The 25,709-nt window shown below is 50.9% G+C and carries 21 protein-coding genes; 13 read left to right on the top strand and 8 right to left on the bottom strand.

Translation table 11 applies throughout. From position 1 onward, the window contains the following. Positions 1–13: 13 nt before the first annotated feature. From B5M13_RS32010 to B5M13_RS31985, 6 genes are all read right to left on the bottom strand, one after another. Positions 14–1,510 (bottom strand): efflux transporter outer membrane subunit, encoded by a 1,497-nt coding sequence (locus tag B5M13_RS32010; RefSeq protein ID WP_080059524.1) that lies wholly within the window; start codon positions 1,508–1,510, stop codon positions 14–16. Further along, positions 1,511–2,611 (bottom strand): efflux RND transporter periplasmic adaptor subunit, encoded by a 1,101-nt coding sequence (locus tag B5M13_RS32005; RefSeq protein WP_080059523.1) that lies wholly within the window; start codon positions 2,609–2,611, stop codon positions 1,511–1,513. It abuts the gene before it with no gap. 19 nt (positions 2,612–2,630) lie between these two features. Continuing rightward, on the bottom strand, positions 2,631–2,930 hold the full coding sequence (locus tag B5M13_RS32000) for a DUF952 domain-containing protein (protein ID WP_080059522.1): 300 nt from the start codon (positions 2,928–2,930) through the stop codon (positions 2,631–2,633). 86 nt (positions 2,931–3,016) lie between these two features. After that, complete coding sequence (locus B5M13_RS31995) at positions 3,017–6,202, bottom strand: efflux RND transporter permease subunit (RefSeq protein WP_080059521.1); 3,186 nt, start codon at positions 6,200–6,202, stop codon at positions 3,017–3,019. 184 nt (positions 6,203–6,386) lie between these two features. Beyond that, entirely contained in the window at positions 6,387–7,319 is a 933-nt protein-coding gene (locus B5M13_RS31990; RefSeq protein ID WP_080059520.1) for an AraC family transcriptional regulator, read from the bottom strand. A 302-nt stretch (positions 7,320–7,621) separates the two neighbouring features. After that, complete coding sequence (locus tag B5M13_RS31985; protein WP_080059519.1) at positions 7,622–7,813, bottom strand: hypothetical protein; 192 nt, start codon at positions 7,811–7,813, stop codon at positions 7,622–7,624. 220 nt (positions 7,814–8,033) lie between these two features. On the opposite strand from B5M13_RS31985, the gene B5M13_RS31980 reads away from it, so the two are divergent. Both B5M13_RS31980 and B5M13_RS31975 read left to right on the top strand, forming a co-directional pair. Next, complete coding sequence (locus tag B5M13_RS31980; protein ID WP_080059518.1) at positions 8,034–8,471, top strand: peptidylprolyl isomerase; 438 nt, start codon at positions 8,034–8,036, stop codon at positions 8,469–8,471. 204 nt (positions 8,472–8,675) lie between these two features. After that, positions 8,676–10,097, top strand: coding sequence for a T9SS type A sorting domain-containing protein (locus tag B5M13_RS31975; RefSeq protein WP_080059517.1), 1,422 nt, complete (start codon positions 8,676–8,678; stop codon positions 10,095–10,097). A gap of 87 nt (positions 10,098–10,184) precedes the next feature. Here the strand turns inward: B5M13_RS31975 and B5M13_RS31970 are convergent, their stop codons facing one another. After that, positions 10,185–12,179 (bottom strand): OmpA family protein, encoded by a 1,995-nt coding sequence (locus tag B5M13_RS31970; protein ID WP_179950471.1) that lies wholly within the window; start codon positions 12,177–12,179, stop codon positions 10,185–10,187. A gap of 175 nt (positions 12,180–12,354) precedes the next feature. Then, positions 12,355–13,248 (bottom strand): helix-turn-helix domain-containing protein, encoded by an 894-nt coding sequence (locus tag B5M13_RS31965; protein ID WP_080059516.1) that lies wholly within the window; start codon positions 13,246–13,248, stop codon positions 12,355–12,357. A gap of 138 nt (positions 13,249–13,386) precedes the next feature. On the opposite strand from B5M13_RS31965, the gene pcaH reads away from it, so the two are divergent. The 11 genes from pcaH to B5M13_RS31910 all read left to right on the top strand — a co-directional run bounded on the left by pcaH (position 13,387) and on the right by B5M13_RS31910 (position 25,562). Next, positions 13,387–14,124, top strand: coding sequence for a protocatechuate 3,4-dioxygenase subunit beta (pcaH, locus tag B5M13_RS31960; RefSeq protein WP_080059515.1), 738 nt, complete (start codon positions 13,387–13,389; stop codon positions 14,122–14,124). Then, on the top strand, positions 14,125–14,715 hold the full coding sequence (gene pcaG / locus B5M13_RS31955) for a protocatechuate 3,4-dioxygenase subunit alpha (protein WP_080059514.1): 591 nt from the start codon (positions 14,125–14,127) through the stop codon (positions 14,713–14,715). 45 nt (positions 14,716–14,760) lie between these two features. Beyond that, positions 14,761–15,810 (top strand): 3-carboxy-cis,cis-muconate cycloisomerase, encoded by a 1,050-nt coding sequence (gene pcaB, locus B5M13_RS31950; RefSeq protein WP_245859613.1) that lies wholly within the window; start codon positions 14,761–14,763, stop codon positions 15,808–15,810. Between the two features lie 2 nt (positions 15,811–15,812). Further along, positions 15,813–17,003 (top strand): bifunctional 3-oxoadipate enol-lactonase/4-carboxymuconolactone decarboxylase PcaDC, encoded by a 1,191-nt coding sequence (gene pcaDC, locus B5M13_RS34745; protein WP_080059512.1) that lies wholly within the window; start codon positions 15,813–15,815, stop codon positions 17,001–17,003. Then, positions 17,000–18,232, top strand: a complete 1,233-nt coding sequence (locus tag B5M13_RS31940) for a 4-hydroxybenzoate 3-monooxygenase (protein ID WP_080059511.1) — start codon at positions 17,000–17,002, stop codon at positions 18,230–18,232. Before pcaDC ends, B5M13_RS31940 begins: the two co-directional genes overlap by 4 nt. Then, the gene (locus tag B5M13_RS31935; RefSeq protein ID WP_080059510.1) at positions 18,229–19,584 is read left to right on the top strand and encodes a 3-oxoacid CoA-transferase; all 1,356 of its coding nucleotides are present in this window, start codon (positions 18,229–18,231) and stop codon (positions 19,582–19,584) included. The genes B5M13_RS31940 and B5M13_RS31935 overlap by 4 nt, the downstream gene beginning before the upstream one ends. A 78-nt stretch (positions 19,585–19,662) precedes the next feature. Beyond that, positions 19,663–20,871: a 3-oxoadipyl-CoA thiolase gene (gene pcaF, locus B5M13_RS31930; RefSeq protein ID WP_080059509.1), complete on the top strand. Its 1,209-nt coding sequence runs from the start codon at positions 19,663–19,665 to the stop codon at positions 20,869–20,871. A gap of 7 nt (positions 20,872–20,878) precedes the next feature. After that, positions 20,879–21,412: a DUF3237 domain-containing protein gene (locus tag B5M13_RS31925; protein ID WP_080059508.1), complete on the top strand. Its 534-nt coding sequence runs from the start codon at positions 20,879–20,881 to the stop codon at positions 21,410–21,412. Positions 21,413–21,659: 247 nt separating this feature from the next. Further along, positions 21,660–22,445: a crotonase/enoyl-CoA hydratase family protein gene (locus tag B5M13_RS31920; protein ID WP_245859611.1), complete on the top strand. Its 786-nt coding sequence runs from the start codon at positions 21,660–21,662 to the stop codon at positions 22,443–22,445. 48 nt (positions 22,446–22,493) lie between these two features. Beyond that, complete coding sequence (locus B5M13_RS31915; protein WP_080059507.1) at positions 22,494–24,311, top strand: feruloyl-CoA synthase; 1,818 nt, start codon at positions 22,494–22,496, stop codon at positions 24,309–24,311. A 141-nt stretch (positions 24,312–24,452) separates the two neighbouring features. Then, the gene (locus tag B5M13_RS31910) at positions 24,453–25,562 is read left to right on the top strand and encodes a 5-methyltetrahydropteroyltriglutamate--homocysteine S-methyltransferase (RefSeq protein WP_080059506.1); all 1,110 of its coding nucleotides are present in this window, start codon (positions 24,453–24,455) and stop codon (positions 25,560–25,562) included. Positions 25,563–25,709: the final 147 nt, after the last annotated feature.

Raw genomic sequence — 25,709 nt, 5'->3', positions numbered from 1 at the left:
ATTCGTAAACTAATTAATAATCACCACCAATGGCACGAAGCAGAGCGACGGCATATTGCATCTCCTGGCTGCGTAGTTGAGCCAGTTGCTGTTCGGCCGTAAGAATCGTACGCTGAGCATCGAGTACTTCCAGATAGGTGGCTAAACCCCGAACGTAAAGCTCACGATTATACTGTTCGGTCCGGCGGGCCAAGGTCAGCGTTTGGCCTTGTAAGTCAATTTGTTGGCGCAGTAAGGTCAGGTTGTCGAGGGCGGTTTCGGCATCTCGTTGAGCGAGTTGTACGGCTTGTTGATAGGTTTGCTGAGCCGTCTGAACCTGCTGCTTCGAGAGAGCAATATTCTGTTTGGCCCGATGCCCTTCATACAACGGAACGGATGCATTTACGCCCACAATGTAGGTGGCACTGCTCGGTGTAAACCAGGGGCCAATCCGTCCGGAAAGGACGCCCCCTGAACCAACCAGATTCACTCTGGGAAGCGTGCTGTTCTGCTGGAGCGTAACCTGTGCTGTAGCCACCTGATTTTGCCGACTTAGCTGAATCAAATCGGGCCGACGTTGTACTTGTTCGGGAGCGACACTGGCATACGGATAAACCGGAACGGTGGTTGGCAGTGTACCTATGGGTACCGAAAATTGAGTTGGGTCCTGGGCACAAAGCTGCGCCAATCCATTGACCAGTTCAACACGGGCACGCTCCAGCCCTTTGAGTGTTACCTGCAACGTAGCATAATCGGTTTCGGCCCGCTGCACATCGATCTGATTGATCAAACCTACCCGGAAGCGTTCGCGAAGTATCGAAAGGGTAGTATCGCGCGACTGGATGTTCCGGCGAAAAACGGCCTGTTCGGCATCATTCCCCCGAATGAGCAGATACGTCCGCGCAATGTCGGCTGCCAGCGATAACCGGAACGCCTGATAGTCGGCGATGCTGGCCTGAGCCTGTAATTCGGTTACGGCAATGGTGCTCCGAATCCGTTTGAACAGATCCAGTTCGTAGCTGGCATCGATGGGTAATAGCTGAAACGTGTTCAGTTGAAAACGCGGCAATTCGTCAGGAGCAGCCGTTGTAAGTGCCAGCGGCCGATGTTGCGACAGACTTTGGGTCGTGATCAACGCCGAACTCCGCAGGGATGGCGACAGAAACGATTGGGCTACCCGTACCCGAATCCGTGCTTCTTCCAGACGGCTCAAAGCGGCTTTAAGATTGGGGCTATTGTCGAGGCCCAACTGAATCAGCGATTCGAGTAGTGGATCACTAAATCGCTTGAAACCACTAACCGTCAAGGTCGGAGCCAGATCATTGTCTACTGACGACGATGAGGTAGTGGGTAGCTGAGTACCACCGGGTGTATTTCCTGGATTCTGGGGTTGAATGGTACCTTGCCCAGTCGCTGGGCTGGCGTTTGGCTGAATTGTGACGGCCCCTCCGGTCGGATTAACGGGCGTTGTCTGCGCATAGGCTAACCCACTACAAGCCAAAAACCATACGCTAAAAATATGTTTCTTCATCTAGGTACGTGCCACTGTTTTTTCGGCAATTGGCTTCCGAAGCCTTACTTTCTGTCCATCGCGAAGCTGGTCGTTGGGATTGGTAACGACGAATTCGCGTCCGGTCAATCCACTGGCGGCCTCAAGGGTCGTTCCATAATCGCGCCCAAGTGTAATGGGCACAAACCGAACCCGCTGATCGGCATCGACCACCACTACCTGAGGCCCTTGTGGCGTTATTTGCAGCGCATTGGCCGGAATCAGCACGGGCGCATTAGCATTGATCATGTCGAATTTAACCTGACTATACAAACCTGATGGCAGATTACCTTTCGGATTCGGAATAACCACTTCGGCCAGCAGCGTCCGTGACTCATTGCGCAACGTACCCGACGTGCGAACAACCTTACCCGTAAATTTCTGATTTTTTAATTCAGGAATAACCACTGTGGCTGGCAAACCCACTTTTACGTACTGGAAATAGGTTTGCGGCACATCGACAAATACCCGCAGGGTGCCAATTTCGGAAATGGTGAACAGCGGCTGTCCGGCACCGGGCGATACCAGAACGCCATTTTCGGCTGTCCGACTAGTGATAACCCCGCTGAATGGAGCCCGAATCTGCTGTAAATCCTTCAGCGCTTCCAGCCGACGAACATTCGCCTGCGCCACCGTTACCGCCGACTGGCGGGTATCGACGTCCTGCTTAGCTACCGCACCCGGCAACTGTACACTCTGCAAACGATCCAGATTTGTTTGAGCGAGTTGCTGGTCGGCTTTGGCACGAGCAATGTCCTGATCCAGTTCGGGAGCATCGATAGTAGCCAGTAACTGACCTTGCTTCACCTGCGTACCAATATCCACATACCACCGACGCAAAAAGCCCTGCGTACGGGCATATAAAGGGGTTTGCCGATAGGGTTGAATCTGGCCGGGTAATATCAGTCCGGTTGTATCTGACGAGTATTTCAGCGGTACCGCATTCACAATCGGTTCCCGATTTTTTTCGGCAACGGCTTCTGCCTTTAACTCCTGACTATTGCGAATTCGCGGCAACACCCCGAAAAACACAAATAGGGCAATCAGGGCCAGGAGTGGAATAATGATTCGTAACGCTTTCATATAAGTACTTAAAAGTCAATCAATTCAAACGCTGTATAGTTACTATGGCTTCTTTGTTGAGCGGGCCATACACATGCGGAAACAATTCATCATTGGTCGATGGCTCGTACTTAAGTTCATACGCCAATTTATCGGTATCAACGTGCAGTAACAGCAAATCGGGTACGTTCTGATAATAGCGACTCAACGTTCCATCTACCTGCTCTTTCGTCGACAGGTGAATGAATCCCTCAGTCTGCAAACTGGCGGCTTCATAAACCGGCTCATTTTCGTAACGAACCCAATCGGCCGCTGGAACAATGTGATAAATGATACTCATCTTATACTAAATGAACAATGATCAATGAACACTAAGACATATCATCTGGGTATAACCCATTTTATATTGTTCATTATCCATTAAAATTACACTTCTTCGGCTACAGGGGCAGCGTCTATGGGTTTGACATCGGTTTTACGAGCCAGCGAACTAAACACAACGGGTACAAACAATAGCGTGGTAAAGGTTGCCAGTAAAAGGCCCCCAATAACAGCCCGACCCAGTGGCGCGTTTTGCTCTCCACCCTCGCCTAATCCCAGCGACATAGGCAACATACCGATGATCATGGCAATGGCTGTCATCAGAATAGGACGCAGCCGGGTCCGACCGGCTTCCAGTGCTGCCGCATAGGCGTTTCCGGCCACTTCGGGCAGATAATCCTTGGCAAAGCTAACCAGCAGAATACTGTTTGCTGTAGCTACCCCCACGCTCATAATGGCCCCCATCAGCGACGGAATGCTAAACGTAGTCCCCGTCAGAAACAGCATCCAGACCATTCCGCACAACGCTCCGGGCAAAGCAGTGATGATAATGAACGGATACCGGAACGACTGGAAGTTGACCACCATCAGCAGGTATACAAACAGGGCCGCAAACACAATGCCCAGCCCCAGCCGACTGAACGCACTCTCCATACTTTCGACCTGTCCCCGAATCGAGATCACGTTACCCGGCTTCAACTGTGTTTTGTATTCAGCCGCCAGTTTATTCAATTCCTTTGCGACTGAACCCAGATCCGTTTTTTCAACCCCACCGTAGATGTCATAGGTCGGTTGCGTATTGACCCGGTTGATGATGACAGGGGCTGTTGTACGCTTAACGGTCGTGATGTTGCTCAACAGTTGAGGACTGGCCTGCTGACCCGGCGTGATTGGTGTCCGCAACAGCTTATCGTAGGAATCCAGTTTGTAAGGGGGAGTTTGTACGGCAATAATGTAGGGGAATCCCGTATTGGGGTCCGGCCAGAAGTTCGGGCGGGTTTGGCCTGTACCACTCAGCGAGATATTCAGGTTGGTAGCTACACGCTGCTCGGTTAATCCAAACTGACTCGCCCGCTCACGGTCCACATCCAGAAAGAGTTCGGGCGCGTCCAGCACCTGATGCAGATGCACATCGACCATCCCCGGTATCTGCGCTATTTTTGCCTGCATTTCACGGGTAATTTTCAGGTTATTAGCCCGATCAAAACCCGAAATCTGTACGTCGATGGTAGATGTCAGGCCAAAGTTCAGAATCTGGCTGACAATATCGGCTGGCAGGAAGAAGTACGTAACCTCAGGCATTTCGTCACGAAGTTTTGTCCGAAGGGCGCGTACATAATCGTCGGTCGATTGTGAGCGTTCTTCATTCAATGAAATCAGCAATTCAGCATCGGCCGAACTCGCCGTGGCATTGTCGGAGAAAAAGAAGTTATAGCGTTCCGAAGTCAAGCCAATATTACTAATCACCGACCCGACTTCCTCGGCAGGGATCACCTCCCGGACAATTTCGGTCGTTTTAGCTGAAATCTGCTCAGTAGCTTCCAGGCGGGTTCCGGCTGGTGCCCGCATGTGTAAGCGTATTTGGCCTGCGTCGACGTGGGGGAAGAAATCCCGACCAACAAACGGTAGCATAACCAGCGTGACAGCCACGACACCGACAAAGATGACGAATACGGTCCGGCGGTGGTTCAGCACCCACTCCAGCGCCCGAACATACCGAGCCTGAAATCGGTCGAAACCCGCATTGAACCGATTGTAAAACCGACGGAAAGCGCTGGGCCGTTTAATACCGTGATAATCGTGCTGGTGTTCATTTTTCAGCATCATGTCGGCCAGTGTTGGCACCAGCGTTCTCGACAGTACGTAGGAAGCCAGCATGGCAAATACAACCGCTTCGGCCAGTGGACCGAACAGGAAACGCGCAGGACCTTCCAGAAAGAGTACTGATGTAAATACAATACAGATGGTCAGGGTTGATACCAGTGTTGGCGTGGCAATCTGTTGCGCTCCTTCCAGAATAGCCTGCCGAAGCGGCATGCCCAGTTCCTCGTTCCGGTGAATATTTTCGATGGTAACCGTCGCATCATCGACCAGAATCCCAATAGCCAGCGCCAGCCCTCCCAGGGTTTCGATGTTCAACGTTTCGCCCAGCAGGTAGAGAATAATGAGCGATGTCAGAATCGACAATGGAATTGAAATGGCAACAATAAGCGTACTCCGCCAGCTACCCAGAAAGAGCAGAATCAACGCAGCCGTTAGTAAAGCCGCAATTAACCCTTCGGTTAAAACCCCTTTGATCGATGCCCGAACAAACAGCGACTGATCGAACAGCGCTTCAACCCGCAGGTTCGACGGAGCCGCTGCCCGGATAGTTGGTAAAATCTGATTCTTGATTTTATCGACAATTTCGGTGGTCGACGCATTCCCCGTTTTCACGATCCGCATCAGCGCCCCTTTACTCCCATCCTGTTTGACGATGTTGGTCTGAATGGCAGCACCGTCGTGTACATTCGCCACATCACGCATGTGAACGGTGGTACCGCCCACTACCTTAATGGGAATATCGTTCAGGACGGAGATAACATCAGGTTTCGAGTTTAACCGGACGTTGTACTCTCGGTCTGCTACCCGCAGCGAACCGCCCGGCAAGGTGAGGTTTTGGGCTGCAACGGCGTTGGTAACTTCTTCGGGTGTTACGTTATAGGCAATCAACTGATCGGGATCCAGGTCCACCGCAATCTGACGGCTTTTTCCCCCAAACGCCTGTGAAAGACGACTACCCGGTACCGTCGAAATCTGCGGCCGGACGCGCGTCTGGGCATAATCGGTAATCTGTGGTTCGGTCAGGCTATCGGACGAAAGGCCCAACTGCAATACCGGAACATCGGTGGCATTGTATCGGACAATGAGGGGCGGCTGCGTTCCGGGCGGCATCCTGACCAGAATCGTCTGCGAGATAGCCGTTACTTGAGCAATGGCCTCTTCAATTTTAACGGTTGGCTGAAAGAAAATCTTCAGAACGGCCGTACCATTGTACGTTTGCGATTCCAGTCGTTGAATGTCACTTACGTTGTTAATGAGCGACGTTTCGGAGAAGTTGGTGATCATCTTCTCCATTTCATTTGTCGACAGGCCACTATACCCCCATATGACGGATACAACTGGAATGTTGATACGCGGAAAAATATCGGTAGGCATCTGGGTTACTGCCAGCCCACCCATAATCATAATCAGCAACGCCATAACGGCGATGGTGTATTTCTTCTCTAACGCTAAGCGGACAATCCACATAGTAAACCTGATACATGTTAGATAAGCTCAATTGCCAGCTAACCAACTCAACTCGTCGTTACTTTGGTCAACACTGGGTCAAAATTACTAGTAGTCTATCTGGAAGAACAGGTAGGTTTGGTAGTTTCAATGGTAAAAAATGCAGATTCCTAAAGTTAAGCCTGAAAAATTACCAGCTGGGCTATCAAGCAGCTAATACAAACCCCTGTTCGCGGTAAGCACGTGGAGTTATACCCGTAACGCTTTTAAAGAACTTCGTAAAATTAGACGGATCGTCGAACTTCAGCCTATAACCGATTTCAGCTACGGTCAGATCGGTGTTCCGAATCAGGTTCTGGGCCTCAAAAACCGTTCGTTCGCGGATGTGCTGCAAGGCCGTTTTGCCTGTATATTTTTTCAGAATATCGCTTAAATAATGCGGGTGAATATGCAGTCGGTCCGCTGCTTCGTGTACTGTCAGCAAAACTGGAGTATCCTGATTCGGGTCGGGGAGGTAATACATCTGAAGCAGACTCTGAAACCGTTCAACCAGGGATATAGGCTGTGAATACTCAATGGCCGAAAGAGTTTGGCGGTAAATCTGACGTTCTTTAATCAGCAATGCCTGCAGCAAATGATAGGCTAAATCCAGACGGTCGGCCTTCGATCGATTGGGGTTGTTAAACTCCCTGTCAATCAACTCAAACTGGTTGTATAACTCAGTCACTTCGGCCGGTGTGATATGAATCAATGGCTGAGCCCCTTTTCGATAGAACGGGTATTCGCGCATGGGGTCGGACTGTACCGAACGTTTCGTAACAAATTCCGATGTAAACATAATGACATACCCATGCCACTGGTCCTGCTTATGAATCGACCGAACCGTCCAGGGACGTAATACGTATAACGTACCTGGCTTTACGCAGTAGGGAACGCCATCCAGATGAATCGTACCGCTTCCCTCTGTTACCAAAGCAGCTACATAGGTGCTACTCCGAAAAGGCGGAATCACTTCGCCCGGTCCGCCAAACTGCTCAAAAGGGAAAATCCCAAAACACCGATTCGTAGCGTCGATAGATTTTACCGCCTTCAAAAAATCGGGTAGATTGTCGTAATAAGGAATCGGTTGCGTTTCCACGGCCTGACGAATGCATTACTAGTCCAAATGAGCAGAGTCAGGTTCGTAGTAACTCTTACGGGAGTAATACTACTCAATTGACCCAGTTTTATAAGTAGTATTGAATAAAAACAAGATCATGCCTAGCTCCTGTTTTTACTTTTTAACTTAAGATCAGGCAATTTAGTTGCATTTTTCTAAAAAATACAATCATAAAATTGTATTATTTCAATAATAAATTAATGTCCAATCGACTTATAGCTTCTGATCGCCATCACGTTGAGAAAGCTACTTACCCATCATGATCAGTCATTCCTTTTACATCAGTCGGGCCATTTCTCCAGCCCGGCAGCAATACGTAGGGCCCGTTGAACATCTTCCCAATAAAGACCACTTTCATACCCTGATGATAAGCGGTCGCAGGTTTCCAGAAAATCATTGGCATCTTCAAAGCGTCGTAGACGGGTTAAAGCCTGATTGTTGTCAGATACAGGTGTATTGGCTGGTGTTTCCATACAGGTCTGAGGTTTTGTTCTGGTACTAAATGTAATCTTTAAATAAGAAAAAGAACATAGCTATTGCTGCTTATTAGGGCTTTACTCTATAGTTGATGCTATTTTCTGTTGGTTTTGGCCCGACAATTCTGAATCCATCTCCGTTGGTAATTCAGTAGGTTTTGAGCTACAGGACTGGAAATCCTTGTACCTTTGCGCTCCCATTTAAACAAATGCAATTATGCCAAAGGCACAAATGAACACGGATAAGGGCACTATGCTCATCGAATTCTATGAGAAAGATGCTCCTAAAACGGTCGATAATTTTATCTCGCTGGCTAAGAAAGGGTTCTATAACGGCACTAAATTCCACCGGGTCATTCCAAACTTCGTTATTCAGGGTGGCGATCCAACAGGGACAGGGTCAGGTGGTCCCGGCTATTCGATCGATTGCGAACTGACTGGCGATAACCAATACCATGATCGGGGCGTTCTGTCGATGGCTCACCGGGGTCGCAATACGGGTGGTTCGCAATTTTTTATCTGCCATAATCGCCAGAATACACAGCACCTCGACCGCAACCATACTGCTTTCGGCAAAGTAGTTGATGGGTTGGATGTTATAGACAAGATTCAGCAGGGTGATAAAATCCAAAGTATCAGCATACTGGAAGATTAAGTTTGCCTATTGTCACAAAAAAGCCTGACATGTCGATCGACATGTCAGGCTTTTTTGTGACAATTTTCGATTATTTAAACTACAAAAACTAGTCTTACCATAGGCTTAGTATGCATTATATATTTTTTAATATATCATTAATTAGCTATTTTACAACCAAAGATAGCTAATAATCTATATATAAGTTAACCCAAACGAATAAAAATGAAAGTATTATTACTCCGTAACTCGACCTATGGTCTTCTATTGCTTCTGCTTTTAGATTTAGGTAAACTGTTTGCTCAGGCTCCAGCGAACCTAACGTCGAACGTAGCTTTAACAGCACCTACCGAAACAGATTTCGCACCCAGTGCTTTTTTTTCATCGACAGCCCAAATTGTGGCAGCTTTCAACAAAGCACGACGCACTGAAGAAACCCAATTAGGTTTAGCTGCTAATTCGCTAGGCAATCTCACGCTTCCAGCCAGTTATTCGACGCTGTCCGACAATCAACGTGCGCTCTACTTAATCAACGCCGAACGAACTGCCAGAGCGGGTATCAATTACGGCAGTGGTGCGGTACTGGGTAAACCGCTGGAAGGCGTTGAAACGAACCTCGACAATACAGCCCAGGGGTGGGCCGATTATTTATATAAAAACAATCTGTTCACGCATCAAGTACTACCAGGAGGCACCTCCCCCTTTCAACGAGTAGAAGCAACTTATGCTACCAACTGCGTGCAGCGTAATAGTTCAGGTCAGTACACGATGGGCCGTTCTGAAAACATCTACTACGCCTGTGGGGGCTCTGCTACGTATGCGGTTGAACAGGCTATTTTCAGTTGGATCTATAGAGACTCCAGCTCTTCCTGGGGCCATCGGGAAGCTGTGCTTATTCAGAATGTAGATGCCAGTGGCCATACAGGGTATGTGGACGACCGGGGTGCAACGGGTAATGAAGGCTTTCTGGGCATGGGGGTCACTACAGGCTCCAGTTATACCGCCTGTGGATCGAATCCGGTTCGGCTTGTGGTGCTGAATATTGCTGACCCCGGCAGCGATGCCAGTTGTACTTTTTCGCTGGAAAACAATCCTTTACCTGTGAGCCTGTTATACTGGAAAGGTACTGCCGATGAGAAAACCGTTAAACTCGAATGGGCAACTAGCTGGGAGAAAAACGCCGATTACTTTTTAATACAGCGTAGTACAGATTTAAAAGCGTTCGACAATGTGGGGAAAGTACAGTCGAAGGGCACAACGCAGGAAACGCAATCCTACGCTTTTGTGGATGAAACACCCGCTTTGGGGCATAACTATTACCGACTTGTACAAACCGATCTGGATGGCAGCAGCGAGACCTCACGTATCATTTCCATTTATCGCCCTGGCAATGACCTCTACGCCCGATTGGCCGTGTACCCCAATCCGGTTGAATCGAATGCACCGTTTCGGCTTCTACTACCCGAAAAATCGTCGGTCGATGTTCGTCTGTATAATCTTCTTGGCTTCGAAGTACCAATCAACCTGTCACGGGCCAACGATCAGGAGTTGCTTCTTCAACCCATTAATACACTGCCTTTCGGTCTTTATTCGCTGGTAGTGGTTAAAGAGGGACAACAACAGCAAACACAGTTGCTGGTCAAATAAAAATAGGCAAGTATCAGGCGCTTAAAACATAAATGCCACCTCTTCGTACGGGAGGTGGCATTTGTGTTTAGGAATAGTCTGTTAGGTTTATAGCTCCAGAATTTTGAACTCAGTTCGACGGTTGCGCTGGTGTTCTTCTTCCGTTTTGGCATTTTTCACGATAAGCTGCGTCTCACCATAGCCTTTGTAGGTAAGCCGATCAGCGTCGATACCCTTCGATACAATGTATTCTACCGCCGACTTAGCCCGATTCTGCGACAGCTTCTGGTTATAGGCATCGCTGGCGCGGGCATCGGTATGCGAACCCAACTCAATTTTCAGAGTCGGATTATCCTGTAAAATCGTCACCAGTTTATCGAGTTCGACGGCAGCATCCGGACGGATATTGTACTTGTCAAGGTCGTAATAGATATTCTCCAGTACAAACGTTTTGTTGAGCGTTGCCTTATCGAGCAGCAGATCGACGGTAAATGTCGTATCGGTTTGCGGTTTGGTCAGGAATATTTGTGGAATGCTTTTTCCCTGCATCGTAAACTGCTCCCGACGGGTCAGGTAACCTTTCCGCTGCGCCAGAACTGTATAATCTTTGCCTTCCTGCAAGGGGTATTTTCCGAATGTACCAGGCTTGTCCGTTACAGCTTCACCAATCGGCTGGCCTATAGCATCATCAATTACTTTCACTGTTGCGGAGTCAAGCGGAGTAATAGGCGTTTCATTGGTAGAAACCGTACCCGCAATAAAGTAATGGACGATTTTGGGTGCGTTGGCTGGTGGGTTCTGGACAATTGTGGTTGTATCCGTATCAGGCCCCTCCTGGAAAAAGTAAATATCGTCATCGCCCTTACCCCCCGACCGATTGGAAGCCATAAACCCTTTGTTCGGATCGGTATAAATCAAACCAAAATCGTCAGCGGGGGAGTTGATCGGCTGCCCCATGTTTTCCACACGCGTAACCCCACCAGAGCGGGTTGCTACGAATACGTCCAGCTTACCTAGGCCCGGATGCCCATCCGACGCAAAATACAGTTTCGCATTCGGTCCTACATAGGGAAACATTTCATCGCCAGGCGTATTAATATCGCGGCCCATATTGACCGGACGGCTAAACCGCCCCGATGCGTCGATACTGGTCCGGTACAGGTCGATGCCCCCGGCGCCACCAGCCCGGTTCGACGCAAAATACAGGGTACGACCATCGCCCGAAAAAGCGGGTGAACCATCCCAGGCTGTCGAGTCGCTGATGGGCAATCGTAACGGTTGGCTCCATACGCCCCCTTCCCCTAAGCGACTAATATACAAATCGACATCCAGGCCACCTTTGCGTTTGCCGTTATTGCCCCGCGCAAAAACCATCGTTTTCCCGTCTTTCGTAAACGTAGGCGTTCCTTCGTTCACATCCCCCTGAAACACATTGGTACTGAAGGGTTCAGGAGCGGGCGATGTTCCGGTTTCATCGGGTTTCTGATTGAGCTTGGTTTTGTATAAGCCGAGCATGTGCTGCCCGTTGTTTTTATAGAGCTGCTCTTTCCGCGATGCCGTAAAAATCAATTCCTCCCCTCGTACTACAGGCGCAAACTCGGCTCCGGGCGAGTTGAGGTTATTCATGTTGCGTAGTGTAATCAGCGACTTATTTTTGGCAATAATGTCGATGGCCTTTAAGGTTTCAACTTCCCGCCTGGCTTTATCCAGCGTTGCTTTAGCCGTGTTTTTAGGGGCATTGGCGACAAACTCCTGCAATTGCTTGAGCGCTTCGGCATAATTCCCCTGCGATTTCAACGCATAGGCATAATTGAACCGGGCAGTCGGTTCGGTCGTATTGGCCTCAATAGCTTTCTGATAATAAGGCGCTGCTTCGCCAAAACGGTTCGAAAGCCGATACGACTCCGCCACGTAGTAGTTCAGCCGGGCCGGATCAATAGTGCCTTTACTGGCTTTCTCAAACTGAGTCAGGGCCAGATTATATTCTCCCGCATCGAAGTGGCGAACGCCTTTTTTATAGGACTGCATGGCCGAGTTACAGCCTGACAAACCCAGAGCCAGACCTAATACCACCAGCAGCGCAGACGACGTAATGGTTTTCATAGAGGTTAGTGAGCAGAACTTTCCGCGCCCAAGATAACGCAAATTCAGGCGGGTCTTACTTTTAACGAATATAATCCACAAAATATTGAAGATTGTTTGGTATGTCCATCAACAAACAAGGCCTTTCACGTCCCGTGGTCTGTGCAGGCATAGTACGAGGCCAACGAAGTCGCTTTTACTGCCTAAAATAGCCCTGTTGTTTTCTGAAATCTCTGGGCGATAGACCCGTCTGTTTCTTGAAGAGTCGGGAGAAATAGGCCGGATCTTTAAAATTCAGCAGGTACGATACCTCCGATAACGAACAGGACGTATTGAGCAGGTATTTTTTAGCCTCAGCCGTCAGATAATCGTGTACCAGTTGAAGAGCTGATTTGTTGACAATCGACTGGCAAATTCGATTCAGATGAACGGTCGTGATATGGAGTTCGCGGGCATATTGCTGAATACTCTTCGGCTCATGAACCGACTGGCGAATCAATTTCTGAAAGGAAAGAAAATACGTTAGGGTTCGATTGTCCGACTTCGGTACAGCCATTTCGGAGCGCAGACTGGTGCGATACAAACTAATCAGCAATAACTGCGTCAGATGCTCCAGTATACTTTGTTTCTCCGGCTGATCGGTTTCCAGTTCCCGAATAATTCGGTCTTTCAGCCAGCGTATATCATCGAACGAGACCGCCGTATCCTCGAACGTTACCTGTTGAAGTTGCCCCAGTCCAAACCGAATGTGCTGCGCGTCGCGAAGAAGTTTGTCCAGCGACGACTCCGATAGAGTAAACACTTCGCCATCCATTCCGGCCTGGAACGCAAACCCATGCAGGGTATTGGCTGGAACCATCAATACACAGGGCGGTCGAAGCGTGACCCGCCGTTGTTCTGATAGGACAACCCCACTTCCTTCCGTAAAAATAAACAACTGGTATAAGTCGGTGTGTAAGTGCTGGTCGATTTCCCAGCCGTATAGTTTACTACGAACGGCTAGCAATTCATGATGAATGAAATTCTCCGGGAAGGGCAGTCGGTGATCGCCATATAACCCTTTGTAGTTTTTAAGCCCGTGGCGGTTCATGTTCTAAAAAGACAACTATCTGCCCGAATATCGGATTAATGTTCTGTTTGTACAAGCTTGTTTTAGAATCATCCAAGAAATTATTGTACCATCCCCATAGCTTTGTCATCCCGCATAGACTACCGAACCAAACCTGACATGGAGCCAAAAATCGTTGAAACGGATAAGCCCACGACCGCATCTGGCTTTAATCAGTCCGTCCCGTTGAGCAACCACCCCTTGCACCTGTCGCCGGAGTATAAATCTACGATTCTACGGAGTCCGACTCGCCCATTGATGCTGGTGCCCGATCAAATGAAAAACCTGCGGATGCCCGTTTTTGGCGATTCATGCATTGGCCCGCTGGATCATGACCTGACCAAAAATGCACGTAAAAACGGGGAACCCATTGGCGAGCGAATTAAAGTGGTGGGACGCGTGCTGGATGCGTCGGGGCGGCCGTTGCCGAATGTACTAGTCGAAATCTGGCAGGCCAATGCCGCTGGTCGGTATATTCATAAAGCGGAGATCCACGACGCCCCCCTGGACCCCAACTTTTTAGGAGCCGGGCGTTTGCTCACCGATGCCGAAGGTCGCTATTCGTTTTACACCATCAAGCCGGGGGCTTATCCCTGGGGCAATCATTACAACGCCTGGCGTCCGAACCACATCCATTTTTCGGTAATTGGTCCCCATCTCGACCAGCGGCTGGTTACGCAGATGTATTTCCCTGGCGATCCGCTGTTTGCCTATGATCCTATTTTTCAGTCGGTTCCGAAACACGCCCGTGAGTTACTGATCGCCAGGTTCAGCATGGACTGGACCGAGCCGGAATTTGCCCTGGCGTATGAATTCAATATTGTGCTGAATGGCCGAAATCAAACCCCATTTGAGTAAATGACGACCTTACCCATTACCCCCTCGCAAACGGTAGGCCCTTTTTTCGCCTATGGCCTGACGGCACACCAATACGGTTACGACTTCAACAGCCTGGCCGAAGGTGAGCTTGTAGACCCAATCGCCCATTCGGCGGAGTTGATTTACGTATCCGGGCAAATTCTTGATGGCCATGGCCAACCCATTTCCGATGCGATGATCGAGTGCTGGCAAGCCGACACTCAAGGCCAATATAGTTCCGAACCCATTGCCTACCCTCCCCATCAGGCCAGCTTTACCGGGTTTGGCCGCTTAGGCACCGGCACGACACGCACGAATCAGTTTACGTTTACGACCGTCAAACCGGGGTCTACTGCAACGGATTCAGCACCGCACATCAACATCATCCTGTTTCTGCGCGGTTCGCTACGAACGCTCTATACCCGGCTTTACTTTTCCGACGAGCCAGAAGCCAATAATCAGGATGCTCTACTTTGTTCAGTCGACGCAGAACGACGCCATACACTCATCGCCAGGAAGAGTAGGGAAGGACATTACCAGTTCGACATCCATCTGCAAGGTTCCGACGAAACCGTATTTTTTGACTTATAGCTTGTTACCCCTGTGCTGGCCGACTCGATTTTCACTACTCCGCTAATGGAATCCCTTTTTTCGGATACTACCGAACTGAGGTTGATGCTGGCGTTTGAGTCGGCATTGGCCACAGCTCAGGCATCGGTGGGGGCTATTCCTTCGTCGGTAGCTGAAACGATCAAGAATTGTTGTGCCGAAACCGACTGGGATATTGATTCGATAAAAACCCAAACGCTGCTGGCAGGCAATCCGGCCATTCCGTTCGTTGACCAGCTCAAGCAACGCGTTCGCCAGAAAAACCCCGAAGCAGCCCAATACGTCCACCAGGGCGCAACTAGTCAGGATGTGATCGATACGACGTTGATGGGCCAACTACGTCAGGCGATTGATCAAATGAAGGCCGATCTGGAAGAACTCATTAATCAGCTAATGAAACTTCGGCAAACGTATCAATATACCCCAATGATGGGCCGGACTTTATTGCAGCAGGCGCTACCCATTACCTTCGGCGATAAAGTAGCGGGCTGGCTTAGTGGACTATCTCGCTCGGCCGAGCGTTTAGATCGGGTTCGTCAGGAATGCCTGATAATACAGTTGGGCGGTCCGGTTGGAAATGGGAAGTCGTTCGGAGCGCATTATACTACGATTTGTGAATTGATGGCTGCGGAACTAGACCTCGGCATAACCGCTATGGCCTGGCATACGCAACGGGATTTGCTGGCCGATCTGGCATCTACGCTGGGCATTTTAAACGGGTCACTTGGCAAACTGGCAAACGACATCATCCTGTTGATGCAAACCGAAGTCGGTGAAGTTCGGGAAGGGGCTGCCGAAGGTAAGGGTGGCTCATCGTCCATGCCGCACAAGCGAAACCCTGTAACCTCTACGTTTATGGTCGCTATTGCGCACCGGACACCCTATCTGGTAGCGAGCCTGTTAGGCGCAATGAACCAGCCTCACGAACGGGCTGCCGGAGCCTGGCACAGCGAATGGCCGGTAATCCGGGAACTGGTGAAGCTCACAGCGGCTAACCTCCACCATGCCAACGACCTGATCCGTACCCTCGACGTCGATACCGACCGGATGCAACAAAACCTGACTACTCAACCCTGACAATGGCCTATCTACAGATAAACGGGAACGCAATCCACTACCAGCTCGAAGGCCTGGAGCAAGGTCCTGTTCTGCTTTTTTCCAATTCGCTGGGCTCCGATCTGACCATGTGGAACGATGTAGTGGAGCCGTTACGGTCTCATTTTCGGATCCTTCGCTACGACACAACCGGACATGGGCAAACTCCACCTTCACAGGAACCCATCAGTATAGCCGATTTAGGACAGGACGTACTGGGTTTGCTGGATGCGCTAGGTATAGCGCAGGTCAACTTTTGTGGCCTGTCGATGGGTGGGCTGATTGGGCAATGGCTGGCAGTACATCATCCCGACCGAATCAACAAGCTAGTTCTCTGCAATACAGCCGCCAGGATCGGAACCGTTAATGCCTGGAGTGAACGCATCAACACCGTTAGCCAGCAGGGTATTTCGGCCATTGCCGATGCCGTACTGAACCGCTGGCTGACTGATGGATTTCAACAGGCGAATCCAGAGTCGACAGCTCGCTTGCTAACAATGGTTAAGGCGAACACAGCCGAAGGTCATGTAGCGTGCAGTGCAGTTCTTCGAGATACGGATTTACGAGCGACTATCCACCATATTACGGCTCCTACGCTCATCATTGCGGGTACCTACGACCCGGTGACGACCGTTTCCGACGGCCAGTTTATGCAGCAGGAAATACCGAACGCCCAGCTTTGCGAATTGTCGGCGGCTCATATGTCGGTCGTTGAAAAGGCCGATGCTGTGGTGCAACTCCTGCTGGCGTTTTTAGAGGAACCAGCCACCCAAAGCGAGTCATTAGCATCAGGACCGCCCACGCAGAGCACGTATGAACAGGGCATGACCGTTCGGCGGGCCGTTCTGGGTGATGCACATGTCGACCGAGCCAACGCTGGCCTTACCGATTTTAATGCTGATTTTCAGGATTTCATCACTCGCTATGCCTGGGGCGAAATCTGGACCCGACCTGGTTTGACCCGTCACTCCCGTAGCCTGATTACACTGGGGATGCTGATCGCTCTCAATCGCGAAACAGAATTCAAGATGCACGTTCGGGCAGCATTTAACAATGGCGTCACCCTCGACGAACTGAAAGAAGTCATTATGCACTCGGCGTTGTATTGTGGACTACCAGCCGCGAATGCCGCTTTTCAGGCCGCCCAGGAAATTATAAACGAACGCCAGCCATGAATCATCACACGCAGGTAGGCATCATCGGAGCGGGGCCAGCCGGACTATTGTTAGCCCAGCTATTGCATCGGCAGGGGATTCGGTCAGTCGTGCTGGAAAACCGATCACGGGAACGCGTCGAAAGTCGTCAGCGGGCGGGTTTGCTCGAACAGAACACGGTGGATATTCTCCGGCAGGCAGGTGCGACGGATCGACTCGACCGGGAAGGCCTTGTGCATGATGGTGTTATTCTGAGCTACAATGGCCAGCGCCATCGCATCGACCTGGCCGAGCGAACGGGCGGCTCCCGCGTAACGATCTACGCTCAGACCGAACTGGTAAAAGACCTTATTCGGCTCCGGCTCGATGCGGGTGGCGACTTACTGTTTGAAGCCGAGGCCACGACTATCGAAGGCTTGGAAAGCGAGCAACCAACCATTCAGTATACTTACCAGGGAGAAACTCACACCCTCACCTGCGATTTTGTAGCGGGTTGCGATGGCTTTCACGGCATTTCTCGGTCAACCATACCAGCCTCACTGACTACCGTTTACGACAAAACGTACCCCTATTGCTGGCTAGGTATTCTGGCCAAAGTCCCCCCTTCAACCGACGAACTTATTTATGCGTATCATGAGCGGGGGTTTGCCCTGCACAGTATGCGTTCGCCCGAAATCTCCCGGCTATACGTGCAATGTTCCGTAACCGACACCCTCGACGACTGGCCTGACGAACGCATATGGGCTGAATTACAGATTCGGCTGGGAACGGCGGGCTGGCTATTGACTGAGGGGCCTATTCTGGAAAAAACCATCACGCCCATGCGCAGCTTCGTGAGCGAACCCATGCAATTCGGGCGGCTGTTTCTGGCTGGCGATTCGGCCCATATTGTGCCGCCAACGGGTGCAAAAGGGCTGAATATGGCTGTAGCCGATACAGAGCAACTTTTCAATGCCCTGATGAGCTGGTATCGGGAAGGCAGTTCAGCGGCTTTGACTAACTACACCGATTGCTGTATGCGTCGGGTTTGGCGGGTACAGGAGTTTTCCAATTTCATGACCGAACTGCTGCATCACAATCCAGAACGATCTTCATTCGATACCCATTTGCAGGCATCCCGATTCAACCAGCTAATCACCGGTCGAACGGCCTCTACGCTCATAGCTGAAAACTACGTTGGGTTAGCGGCCAAGCAGGCAAGTATGCAAACGCAAGAAGCACTACACCCACCAACCCTTTCTGAACGATGAAAACAGTCCCAATCCTGACACTAACTCAGGCGGCTGCGTTAGTACGCGATGGCGACACCCTTTTACAGGGCGGCTTTGGCATGACGGGCAACCCTGTTCATTTAATGCACGCCCTGGCGGAGTTAGGCACGAAGAATCTGACATTTATCGGCAATAACACAGGTGAAACAGGGCTTGGTGGCGGGCGATTATTGCGAAATGGGCAGCTCAGAAAGCTGATCGGCTCTTTTTTTACCTCCAATCCCGATGCCGTTAAAGCCGCCCAAAGCGGTCAGGTTGAGTACGAATTACTACCCCAGGGCACGTTGGCCGAAGCCATACGGGCCGGAGGGGCTGGTATTGGAGGCTTTTACACACCCACATCAGCAGGGACGCCTTTAGCACAAGGTCGAGAAACGAAGATCATCGACGGTGTTGAGCATGTATTTATTAAAAGCATTCGGGGCAATGTGGCCTTCATTCGGGCCTGGCGGGCCGATACGGCGGGTAATCTCCAGTACCGCATGACCGAAAACAATTTCAATAAGGCGATGGCAACAGCCGCTGACCTGGTCATTGCCGAAGTAGAAGAGATTGTACCTGTAGGGCAGATTGCGCCCGAATGTGTGCATACGCCCGGTTGCTTTATCGATTATCTGGTGCAAGCCACGTTAAAGCCGGAAGATCTGGGCATGTCAGCATCCGTATCGTCGTCCAAAAAAGTCGATGAGGTGCGGATGAACATGGCTCGTCGGGCATTGACCGAACTGAAGAAAGGGGATGTGGTCAATCTGGGCATCGGTATACCAACCCTCGTTGCCGATCTGATTACCGACGAACAGGGTATCATGCTCCACACCGAAAACGGCATGTTGGGTGTAGGCCCCGTTCCGGCCGACGGCGGTGGGGCGATGGACTATCCGGTCAATGCTGGGAAAATTCCGGTAACCGCCCTTAAAGGCAGCAGCTACTTCGACAGCGCCGACTCGTTTGCCATGATTCGGGGTGGCCATATCGACGTAGCCATTATGGGCGGGCTGGAAGTTGACGAAGCCGCTAACTTGGCGAACTGGGCCGTTCCCGGCAAGCCGTTACTAGGTGTTGGCGGGGCGATGGACCTGGCCAAAGGGGCTAAACGACTGATCATCACCATGACCCATACCAATCCCGACGGTTCGTCCAAGATTGTCCCGCAGTGTACGCTTCCGCTCACCGCCACTGGCGTAGTCGATCTGGTCATCACCGATTTAGCCGTATTTGGTTATCCTGATGGGCAACTAACCCTGGTAGAACTCATGCCCGGTGCCACATTGGAGGACGTACAGACGAAAACAAGCGCGAATTTTTTAATGAACGAAAGAGCGAAAGAGTGAAAGAGCGTGTTGGCCGGATGGCTTTCACTCTTTCACTCCGCTTCGGCGGTCCGATTTCGCTCTTTCGCTCTTTCACCTATGAACGAAGCTTATATCATCGACGCCATCCGTACCCCGATTGGAAGTTTCGGCGGTAGCCTCTCGACCATTCGGGCCGACGACCTGGCGGCATTACCGATCAAAGAACTACTCAAACGCAATCCTGGCCTGCCTCCCCATGCGGTTGATGACGTGATACTTGGCTGTCATAATCAGGCGGGCGAAGACAACCGGAATGTGGCCCGAATGGCACTGTTGCTGGCCGGTCTGCCTTACACCGTTCCGGGCGAAACCGTCAACCGGCTGTGTTCGTCGGGCATGTCGGCAGTGATTCATGCCAATCGGGCAATCAAAGCGGGTGATGGGGATGTGTTTATTGCCGGGGGGGTAGAACACATGACCCGTGGGCCGTGGGTGATGTCGAAAACCTCGAAACCGTTTGGCAACGACGCTCAACTGTTCGACTCCAGCTTTGGCTGGCGATTCATCAATCCAAAAATGCAGGCTTTGTATGGTACGGATGCAATGGGGGTAACGGCCGAAAATCTGGTCGAACTGTACAACATCAGTCGCGAAGACCAGGACTTATTTGCGTATCGGTCGCAGCAAAAGGCTTCCCAGTCCCAGCAATCAGGTCGATTATCGGAAGAAATCATGCCCGTTGAACTCCCAACGAAAAAAGGAGCGCCATTGCTGTTTGCCTACGACGAATTTGTAAAGCCGAATACCTCGCTGGACGTTCTGGCTACACTGAAACCTGTGTTCAGAAAAGAAGGCAGCGTAACGGCCGGAAACTCAGCAGGCCTGAACGATGGAGCAGCCGCCTTACTCATTGCGTCGGAAGAGGCCATCAGTCGGTATCAGTTCATTCCCAAAGCCCGCATCGTTGCATCGGCCGTAGTGGGTGTAGAGCCGCGTATCATGGGGATTGGGCCCGTACCTGCTACTCAGAAAGCGTTGAAAAAAGCCGGATTGACTTTGGCCGACATCGACGTGATTGAGCTTAACGAAGCGTTTGCTGCCCAGTCGCTGGCTTGTACCCGACAATTGGGCCTGCCCGACGATGACCCTCGCATCAACCCCAACGGAGGTGCCATTGCACTGGGCCATCCGTTGGGCATGTCGGGTGCCCGACTGATTCAAACAGCAACGCTTGAATTACAAAAGCAGCAAAAACGCTATGCCCTTGCCACCATGTGTGTAGGCGTCGGTATGGGCTACGCCGTCATTCTGGAACGAGTGAATTAAGAAAGCTATGAAACGCCAACTCCTTATCCTGCTTGCACTAATTGGGTCAATTACTGGCGCACTTGCTCAGAAACCCCAGCGGTACGACATCCCACAACTGGAGCTTGTCTGCGAACTACGTGTGAAAGTCGGTGCTCCTTATGTGGTCGGGGAAACCCCTCACGGGTTGCGTCGTATCATTCCTATTACGGGAGGAACGTTTGACGGGCCCCGTATTCAAGGTGAAATCCTACCCGGAGGGGCCGATTGGCAAATCGTCCGAAAAGACGGTGTTGCCGAGCTGGAAGCTCATTATCAGCTCAAAACCCTCGATGGGGTCACGATCTACATCACCAACACAGGCCTTCGGGTTGCAACGCCCGAAGTAGCTGCGCGTATTGGTCGTGGTGAACAGGTAAGCCCGAGCGAATACTATTTCCGAACGGTCCCCAAATTCGAGGCACCAACCGGTAAATATGAGTGGCTGAACAACGCCATTTTCATCGCTACGGCAATTCGGAACCCAGATAACGTGCTCATTACCGTCTGGCAGGTGAAATAAGCGTTGTTATTGGTAGTCGTAAGTAGTCATTTATTGCGCGAAAACAAATCCGTGAATAACTATCAATGATTATGAGTCTGTTTAAACTTTTATTCCAATAGCTTTTTTGTCCTCCCGACGAAGGAGGGATCTTCGGATGAGTCGATTGAGTTGCCCCTCTCCGAAGATCCCTCCTTCGTCGGGAGGACAAAAAAAGAACTCGTTATAACTTGATTATGAAAAGCTTAACCAGGCTCCACAAATAACAATGAATGACCTTAATAACATGGCTGCTTTAGTAGAAATTGAGCAAGATGGCGAACTGCTTTTTGTCAAACTGAACCGCCCACAAAAGCGAAACGCAGTAAACGATGCGCTCATTCTGGCATTGGAAGCCGTATTCTCCAACATGCCAGACGGGGTAAAATGTGCGGTGCTCCACAGCGAAGGCGACCATTTCAGTGCTGGGCTCGACCTGTCTGAATTGCAGGAACGGGATATTATTGAAGGGCTGCACCATTCACGCATGTGGCACCGGGTACTCGACAAAATCCAGTTTGGAAAGGTGCCGGTTGTAGCGGTATTGAAAGGAGCCTGTGTGGGTGGGGGCCTGGAGATTGCGTCGGCCTGTCATATTCGGGTAGCCGAAGCCAGTACGTTTTATGCCTTACCCGAAGGGCAACGGGGCATTTTTGTCGGCGGTGGAGCATCGGTCCGGCTTCCCAAACTAATAGGCGTAGCTCGTATGGCCGACATGATGTTTACCGGACGGACGATCTCGGCCGAAGAAGGTGTCTGGATGGGGTTTTCCCAGTACGTGACCATGGCTGGGGAGGGGCTTGAAAAAGGGATTGAACTAGCCAGAAGGATTGCCCAGAACGCTCCTTTGACCAACTATGCTCTTATGCACGTACTCCCCCGTATTGCCGATTCATCGCAATCGGAAGGATTACTGATGGAAAGCCTGATGGCTACCATTGCCCAGTCATCGCCCGAAGCCAAACAGCGATTAACCGAATTCCTGGAAGGGCGCGCCAAAAAAGTCGGGCAGTGAACAGTAACCGAGCGACCAATAAACCTGATACTGCAAACCCTAAACCCAATGACATCTCCTTACAAAACCATTGAATTCGGGCCGACGACTACCCGAAAACAGGTTGATGCCGATGGCTGCATCCGGTTAGAACTGGAACAGCCACTGGGTGCTTATCCCGCTAAACCAGGCGAAAAGCTACTGTATTGGGCCACCCATCGGTCAGAGGGTACCTTTCTGGCTCGTCGCGGGGCGGATGGAGAGTGGATTCGATTATCGTATCGGTCTACGCTGGAGCAGGTGAAATCCATTGCCCAATACCTCCTGAATCTGGCCATTGGCCCCGACGAGTCGATTGTCATTCTGTCTGAAAACAGCCTCGAACATGCGCTACTGGCGTTGGCGGCAATGCACATAGGCGTTCCATACAGCCCCATTTCGCCACAGTACTCGCTCTTATCAACCGATCTAGGGCGGCTGAAGCATTGTTTGCAGGTGATGACGCCCAAAGTTGTTTTTGTTCAGAACCACACAGCGTATGCCCGTGCCATTGCCTTAGCCAAATCGCTTTTCCCGGAAGTCCTCATCATCACAGCTACGCCCGGCAATGAGGTGGACTTTTCTGAGCTACTGAACATGGTGCCAACCGATGCCGTCGATCAGGCATTTGAGCGCGTCACGGCCGATACGGTTGCCAAAATTCTGTTTACATCGGGTTCAACGGGCTTGCCGAAGGGTGTTATCAATACCCACGGCATGTGGTGCGCCAATTTGCAGCAGATTACGCAGACGTTTCCGTTTATGGCTACCGAGCCCCCGGTTTTCATCGACTGGCTTCCGTGGAACCACACCTTCGGGGGTAATCATAACGTCGGGCTGGCGCTCTACAATGGTGGTTCGCTCTATATCGACGATGGCAAACCCACTCCGGCCGGTATTGAAACAACGGTGCAGAACCTCCGGGAAATTTCACCAACGGTTTACTTCAATGTCCCCAAAGGCTTTGAGATGCTGATTCCCTATTTTGAGCGCGAGCCAGCCCTTCGGGAAACCTTTTTCGCCCGGCTTTCGATGCTGTTCTATGCAGGAGCCAGTCTGGCGCAACCGATCTGGAACCGACTGGAAGAACTGGCTGTCGAGACCATTGGCGAGCGGATTCCGATCATCACGGGTCTGGGCTGCACCGAATCGGGACCATCGGCCCTTTTTGCCAATTGGGGTGGCAGTTTTTCGGGTTTATTGGGCGTACCTGTTGCCGGTATGAGCGTGAAGCTGGTGCCCGACAATGATAAACTGGAAGCTCGTTACAAAGCCCCAAACGTAACCCCCGGCTACTGGCGCAATGCAGAGGCCACTCAAAAAGCGTTTGACGACGAGGGCTATTACAAAACGGGCGACGCCGTGAAATTTCTGGATGAGAGAGACCCCAGCAAAGGGCTCGTTTTCGACGGGCGCATTGCGGAAGATTTCAAACTATCGACTGGTACCTGGGTCAACGTAGGAATACTGCGTATGAAAATCATTGCGGCAGGTTCGCCTATCGTGCAGGATGCCGTTATTGCTGGACTCGACCGGGATTATGCCAGCGCCATCCTGTTCCTGAACATCGATGCCTGCCGTAAACTAGCCAAGCTGGCTCCCGATGTACACTACCGGGATGCTTTTCAGACAATGGCCGTAACGGATTTTGTCGACCAATTGCTTAGCAAACTCAATGAAACTGCAATGGGCAGTGCAGATCGCCTAGGCAAAATGATTATCGCTCATGATCCACCCTCTATCGACACAGGCGAAATAACCGATAAAGGGTCCCTGAACCAGCGAGCCATTTTAGCCAACCGACCGCACTTGATTGAACAGCTTTATAGTGCGGAATACAGCCATTAAACCAGAAAACCAACCTATAGAGAAAAACCGCCAGGACGCGAGGACGCAAAGACATATAAATCAGAGATTTCCCTTAGCGCCTTTGCGCCCTCGCGGTTTAACTAATTTACCAACCTACTTTATTTTAAACCCCAGTACTGAATGAAAACTCCCCCTTTTCGTGCCGACCATGTGGGTAGCCTCCTGCGCACCCCGGAAGTAAAAGAATACCGCCTGAAATGGAAAAAAGGCGAGATTACGGCCGATGAGCTACGGGCCATTGAAGATACCGCGATTGCCGAAACCGTTAAAAAACTGGAATCGACCGGGATGCGCTCGATTACCGACGGTGAGTTCCGCCGGGATTATTTCCACCTCGATTTCCTGAAAGAACTGGCTGGGGTTTCGATAACGGGCGGCATCGAAGCCAATCCGAACGCGAAGGTGGCCGAAGACGGATTTAAACCACCTGTGCTCAGTGTAACAGGCAAGCTCAAACACGTTACAGATATTCAGGTAGCCGATTTCAACTTCCTGAAGTCTGTAACAACCCAAACGCCCAAAGTCTCGATTCCGTCGCCCACCATGATTCACTTCCGGGGAGGCCGGAAATCCATCGACATCGAATCGTATCCTGATATGGATGAGTTTTTCCATGACCTCTCTGCGGCCTATCGGGAAGAAATCGATCATCTGTATCAGGCAGGTTTGCGGTATCTGCAACTGGACGATACGAACCTGGCTTACCTCTGCGACCCCAAGATGCGCGCTGCTGCCATTGAACGGGGTGAAGACCCGAACCTGCTTCCCAAAACCTACGCGGCTTTGATCAATTCTGTAATCGATGGGCGGCCCGACGACCTGACGGTAGGTATTCATCTGTGCCGGGGCAATTACCGTAGCACCTGGTTTGCCGAAGGAGGGTACGAGCCGGTGGCCGAAGTTCTGTTTAACGAAATCAACGTCGATGCCTATTTCCTCGAATACGACGACGAACGATCTGGCGATTTTGCACCGTTACGATTTGTGCCGAAAAACAAGATGGTGGTACTGGGAATCATTTCATCGAAAGTGCGCGAACTGGAAGACATTGACGACCTCTGCAAACGCATCGATGAAGCCGCCCACTACATGCCGCTGGATAACCTCTGCGTAAGCCCACAATGCGGATTCTCGTCAACGCATCACGGCAACGACCTCACTTACGACGACCAATGGCGCAAAATTGAACTAGTCGTCAATACCGCCCGGAAAGTCTGGGGAACAGCGTAAAAACCAGTTTCGACGGACTAGAAGGTTGTTTGAGCTTCTAGTCCAGTAATTTTTTGTCATCCCGACGAAGGAGGGATCTTCTGAGTATGATTATTCCTTCCCATTCCCCGAAGATCCCTCCTTCGTCGGGATGACAAAAAACGCTTG

Origin of the sequence: Spirosoma aerolatum (assembly GCF_002056795.1) — a bacterium.
Classification (GTDB): Bacteria; Bacteroidota; Bacteroidia; order Cytophagales; family Spirosomataceae; genus Spirosoma; species Spirosoma aerolatum.
Note: the sequence above shows the minus strand (reverse complement) of the source record. Positions and strands in the feature narration are given on the sequence as shown.

What these genes read in the sequence shown, in the direction of transcription:
- B5M13_RS32010 (WP_080059524.1), bottom strand. Translation starts at nt 1,510, where the DNA reads ATGAAGAAACATATTTTTAGCGTATGGTTTTTGGCTTGTAGTGGGTTA.
- B5M13_RS32005 (WP_080059523.1), bottom strand. Translation starts at nt 2,611, where the DNA reads ATGAAAGCGTTACGAATCATTATTCCACTCCTGGCCCTGATTGCCCTA.
- B5M13_RS32000 (WP_080059522.1), bottom strand. Translation starts at nt 2,930, where the DNA reads ATGAGTATCATTTATCACATTGTTCCAGCGGCCGATTGGGTTCGTTAC.
- B5M13_RS31995 (WP_080059521.1), bottom strand. Translation starts at nt 6,202, where the DNA reads ATGTGGATTGTCCGCTTAGCGTTAGAGAAGAAATACACCATCGCCGTT.
- B5M13_RS31985 (WP_080059519.1), bottom strand. Translation starts at nt 7,813, where the DNA reads ATGGAAACACCAGCCAATACACCTGTATCTGACAACAATCAGGCTTTA.
- B5M13_RS31980 (WP_080059518.1), top strand. Translation starts at nt 8,034, where the DNA reads ATGCCAAAGGCACAAATGAACACGGATAAGGGCACTATGCTCATCGAA.
- B5M13_RS31975 (WP_080059517.1), top strand. Translation starts at nt 8,676, where the DNA reads ATGAAAGTATTATTACTCCGTAACTCGACCTATGGTCTTCTATTGCTT.
- B5M13_RS31970 (WP_179950471.1), bottom strand. Translation starts at nt 12,179, where the DNA reads ATGAAAACCATTACGTCGTCTGCGCTGCTGGTGGTATTAGGTCTGGCT.
- B5M13_RS31965 (WP_080059516.1), bottom strand. Translation starts at nt 13,248, where the DNA reads ATGAACCGCCACGGGCTTAAAAACTACAAAGGGTTATATGGCGATCAC.
- pcaH (WP_080059515.1), top strand. Translation starts at nt 13,387, where the DNA reads ATGGAGCCAAAAATCGTTGAAACGGATAAGCCCACGACCGCATCTGGC.
- pcaG (WP_080059514.1), top strand. Translation starts at nt 14,125, where the DNA reads ATGACGACCTTACCCATTACCCCCTCGCAAACGGTAGGCCCTTTTTTC.
- pcaB (WP_245859613.1), top strand. Translation starts at nt 14,761, where the DNA reads ATGGAATCCCTTTTTTCGGATACTACCGAACTGAGGTTGATGCTGGCG.
- pcaDC (WP_080059512.1), top strand. Translation starts at nt 15,813, where the DNA reads ATGGCCTATCTACAGATAAACGGGAACGCAATCCACTACCAGCTCGAA.
- B5M13_RS31940 (WP_080059511.1), top strand. Translation starts at nt 17,000, where the DNA reads ATGAATCATCACACGCAGGTAGGCATCATCGGAGCGGGGCCAGCCGGA.
- B5M13_RS31935 (WP_080059510.1), top strand. Translation starts at nt 18,229, where the DNA reads ATGAAAACAGTCCCAATCCTGACACTAACTCAGGCGGCTGCGTTAGTA.
- pcaF (WP_080059509.1), top strand. Translation starts at nt 19,663, where the DNA reads ATGAACGAAGCTTATATCATCGACGCCATCCGTACCCCGATTGGAAGT.
- B5M13_RS31925 (WP_080059508.1), top strand. Translation starts at nt 20,879, where the DNA reads ATGAAACGCCAACTCCTTATCCTGCTTGCACTAATTGGGTCAATTACT.
- B5M13_RS31920 (WP_245859611.1), top strand. Translation starts at nt 21,660, where the DNA reads ATGAATGACCTTAATAACATGGCTGCTTTAGTAGAAATTGAGCAAGAT.
- B5M13_RS31915 (WP_080059507.1), top strand. Translation starts at nt 22,494, where the DNA reads ATGACATCTCCTTACAAAACCATTGAATTCGGGCCGACGACTACCCGA.
- B5M13_RS31910 (WP_080059506.1), top strand. Translation starts at nt 24,453, where the DNA reads ATGAAAACTCCCCCTTTTCGTGCCGACCATGTGGGTAGCCTCCTGCGC.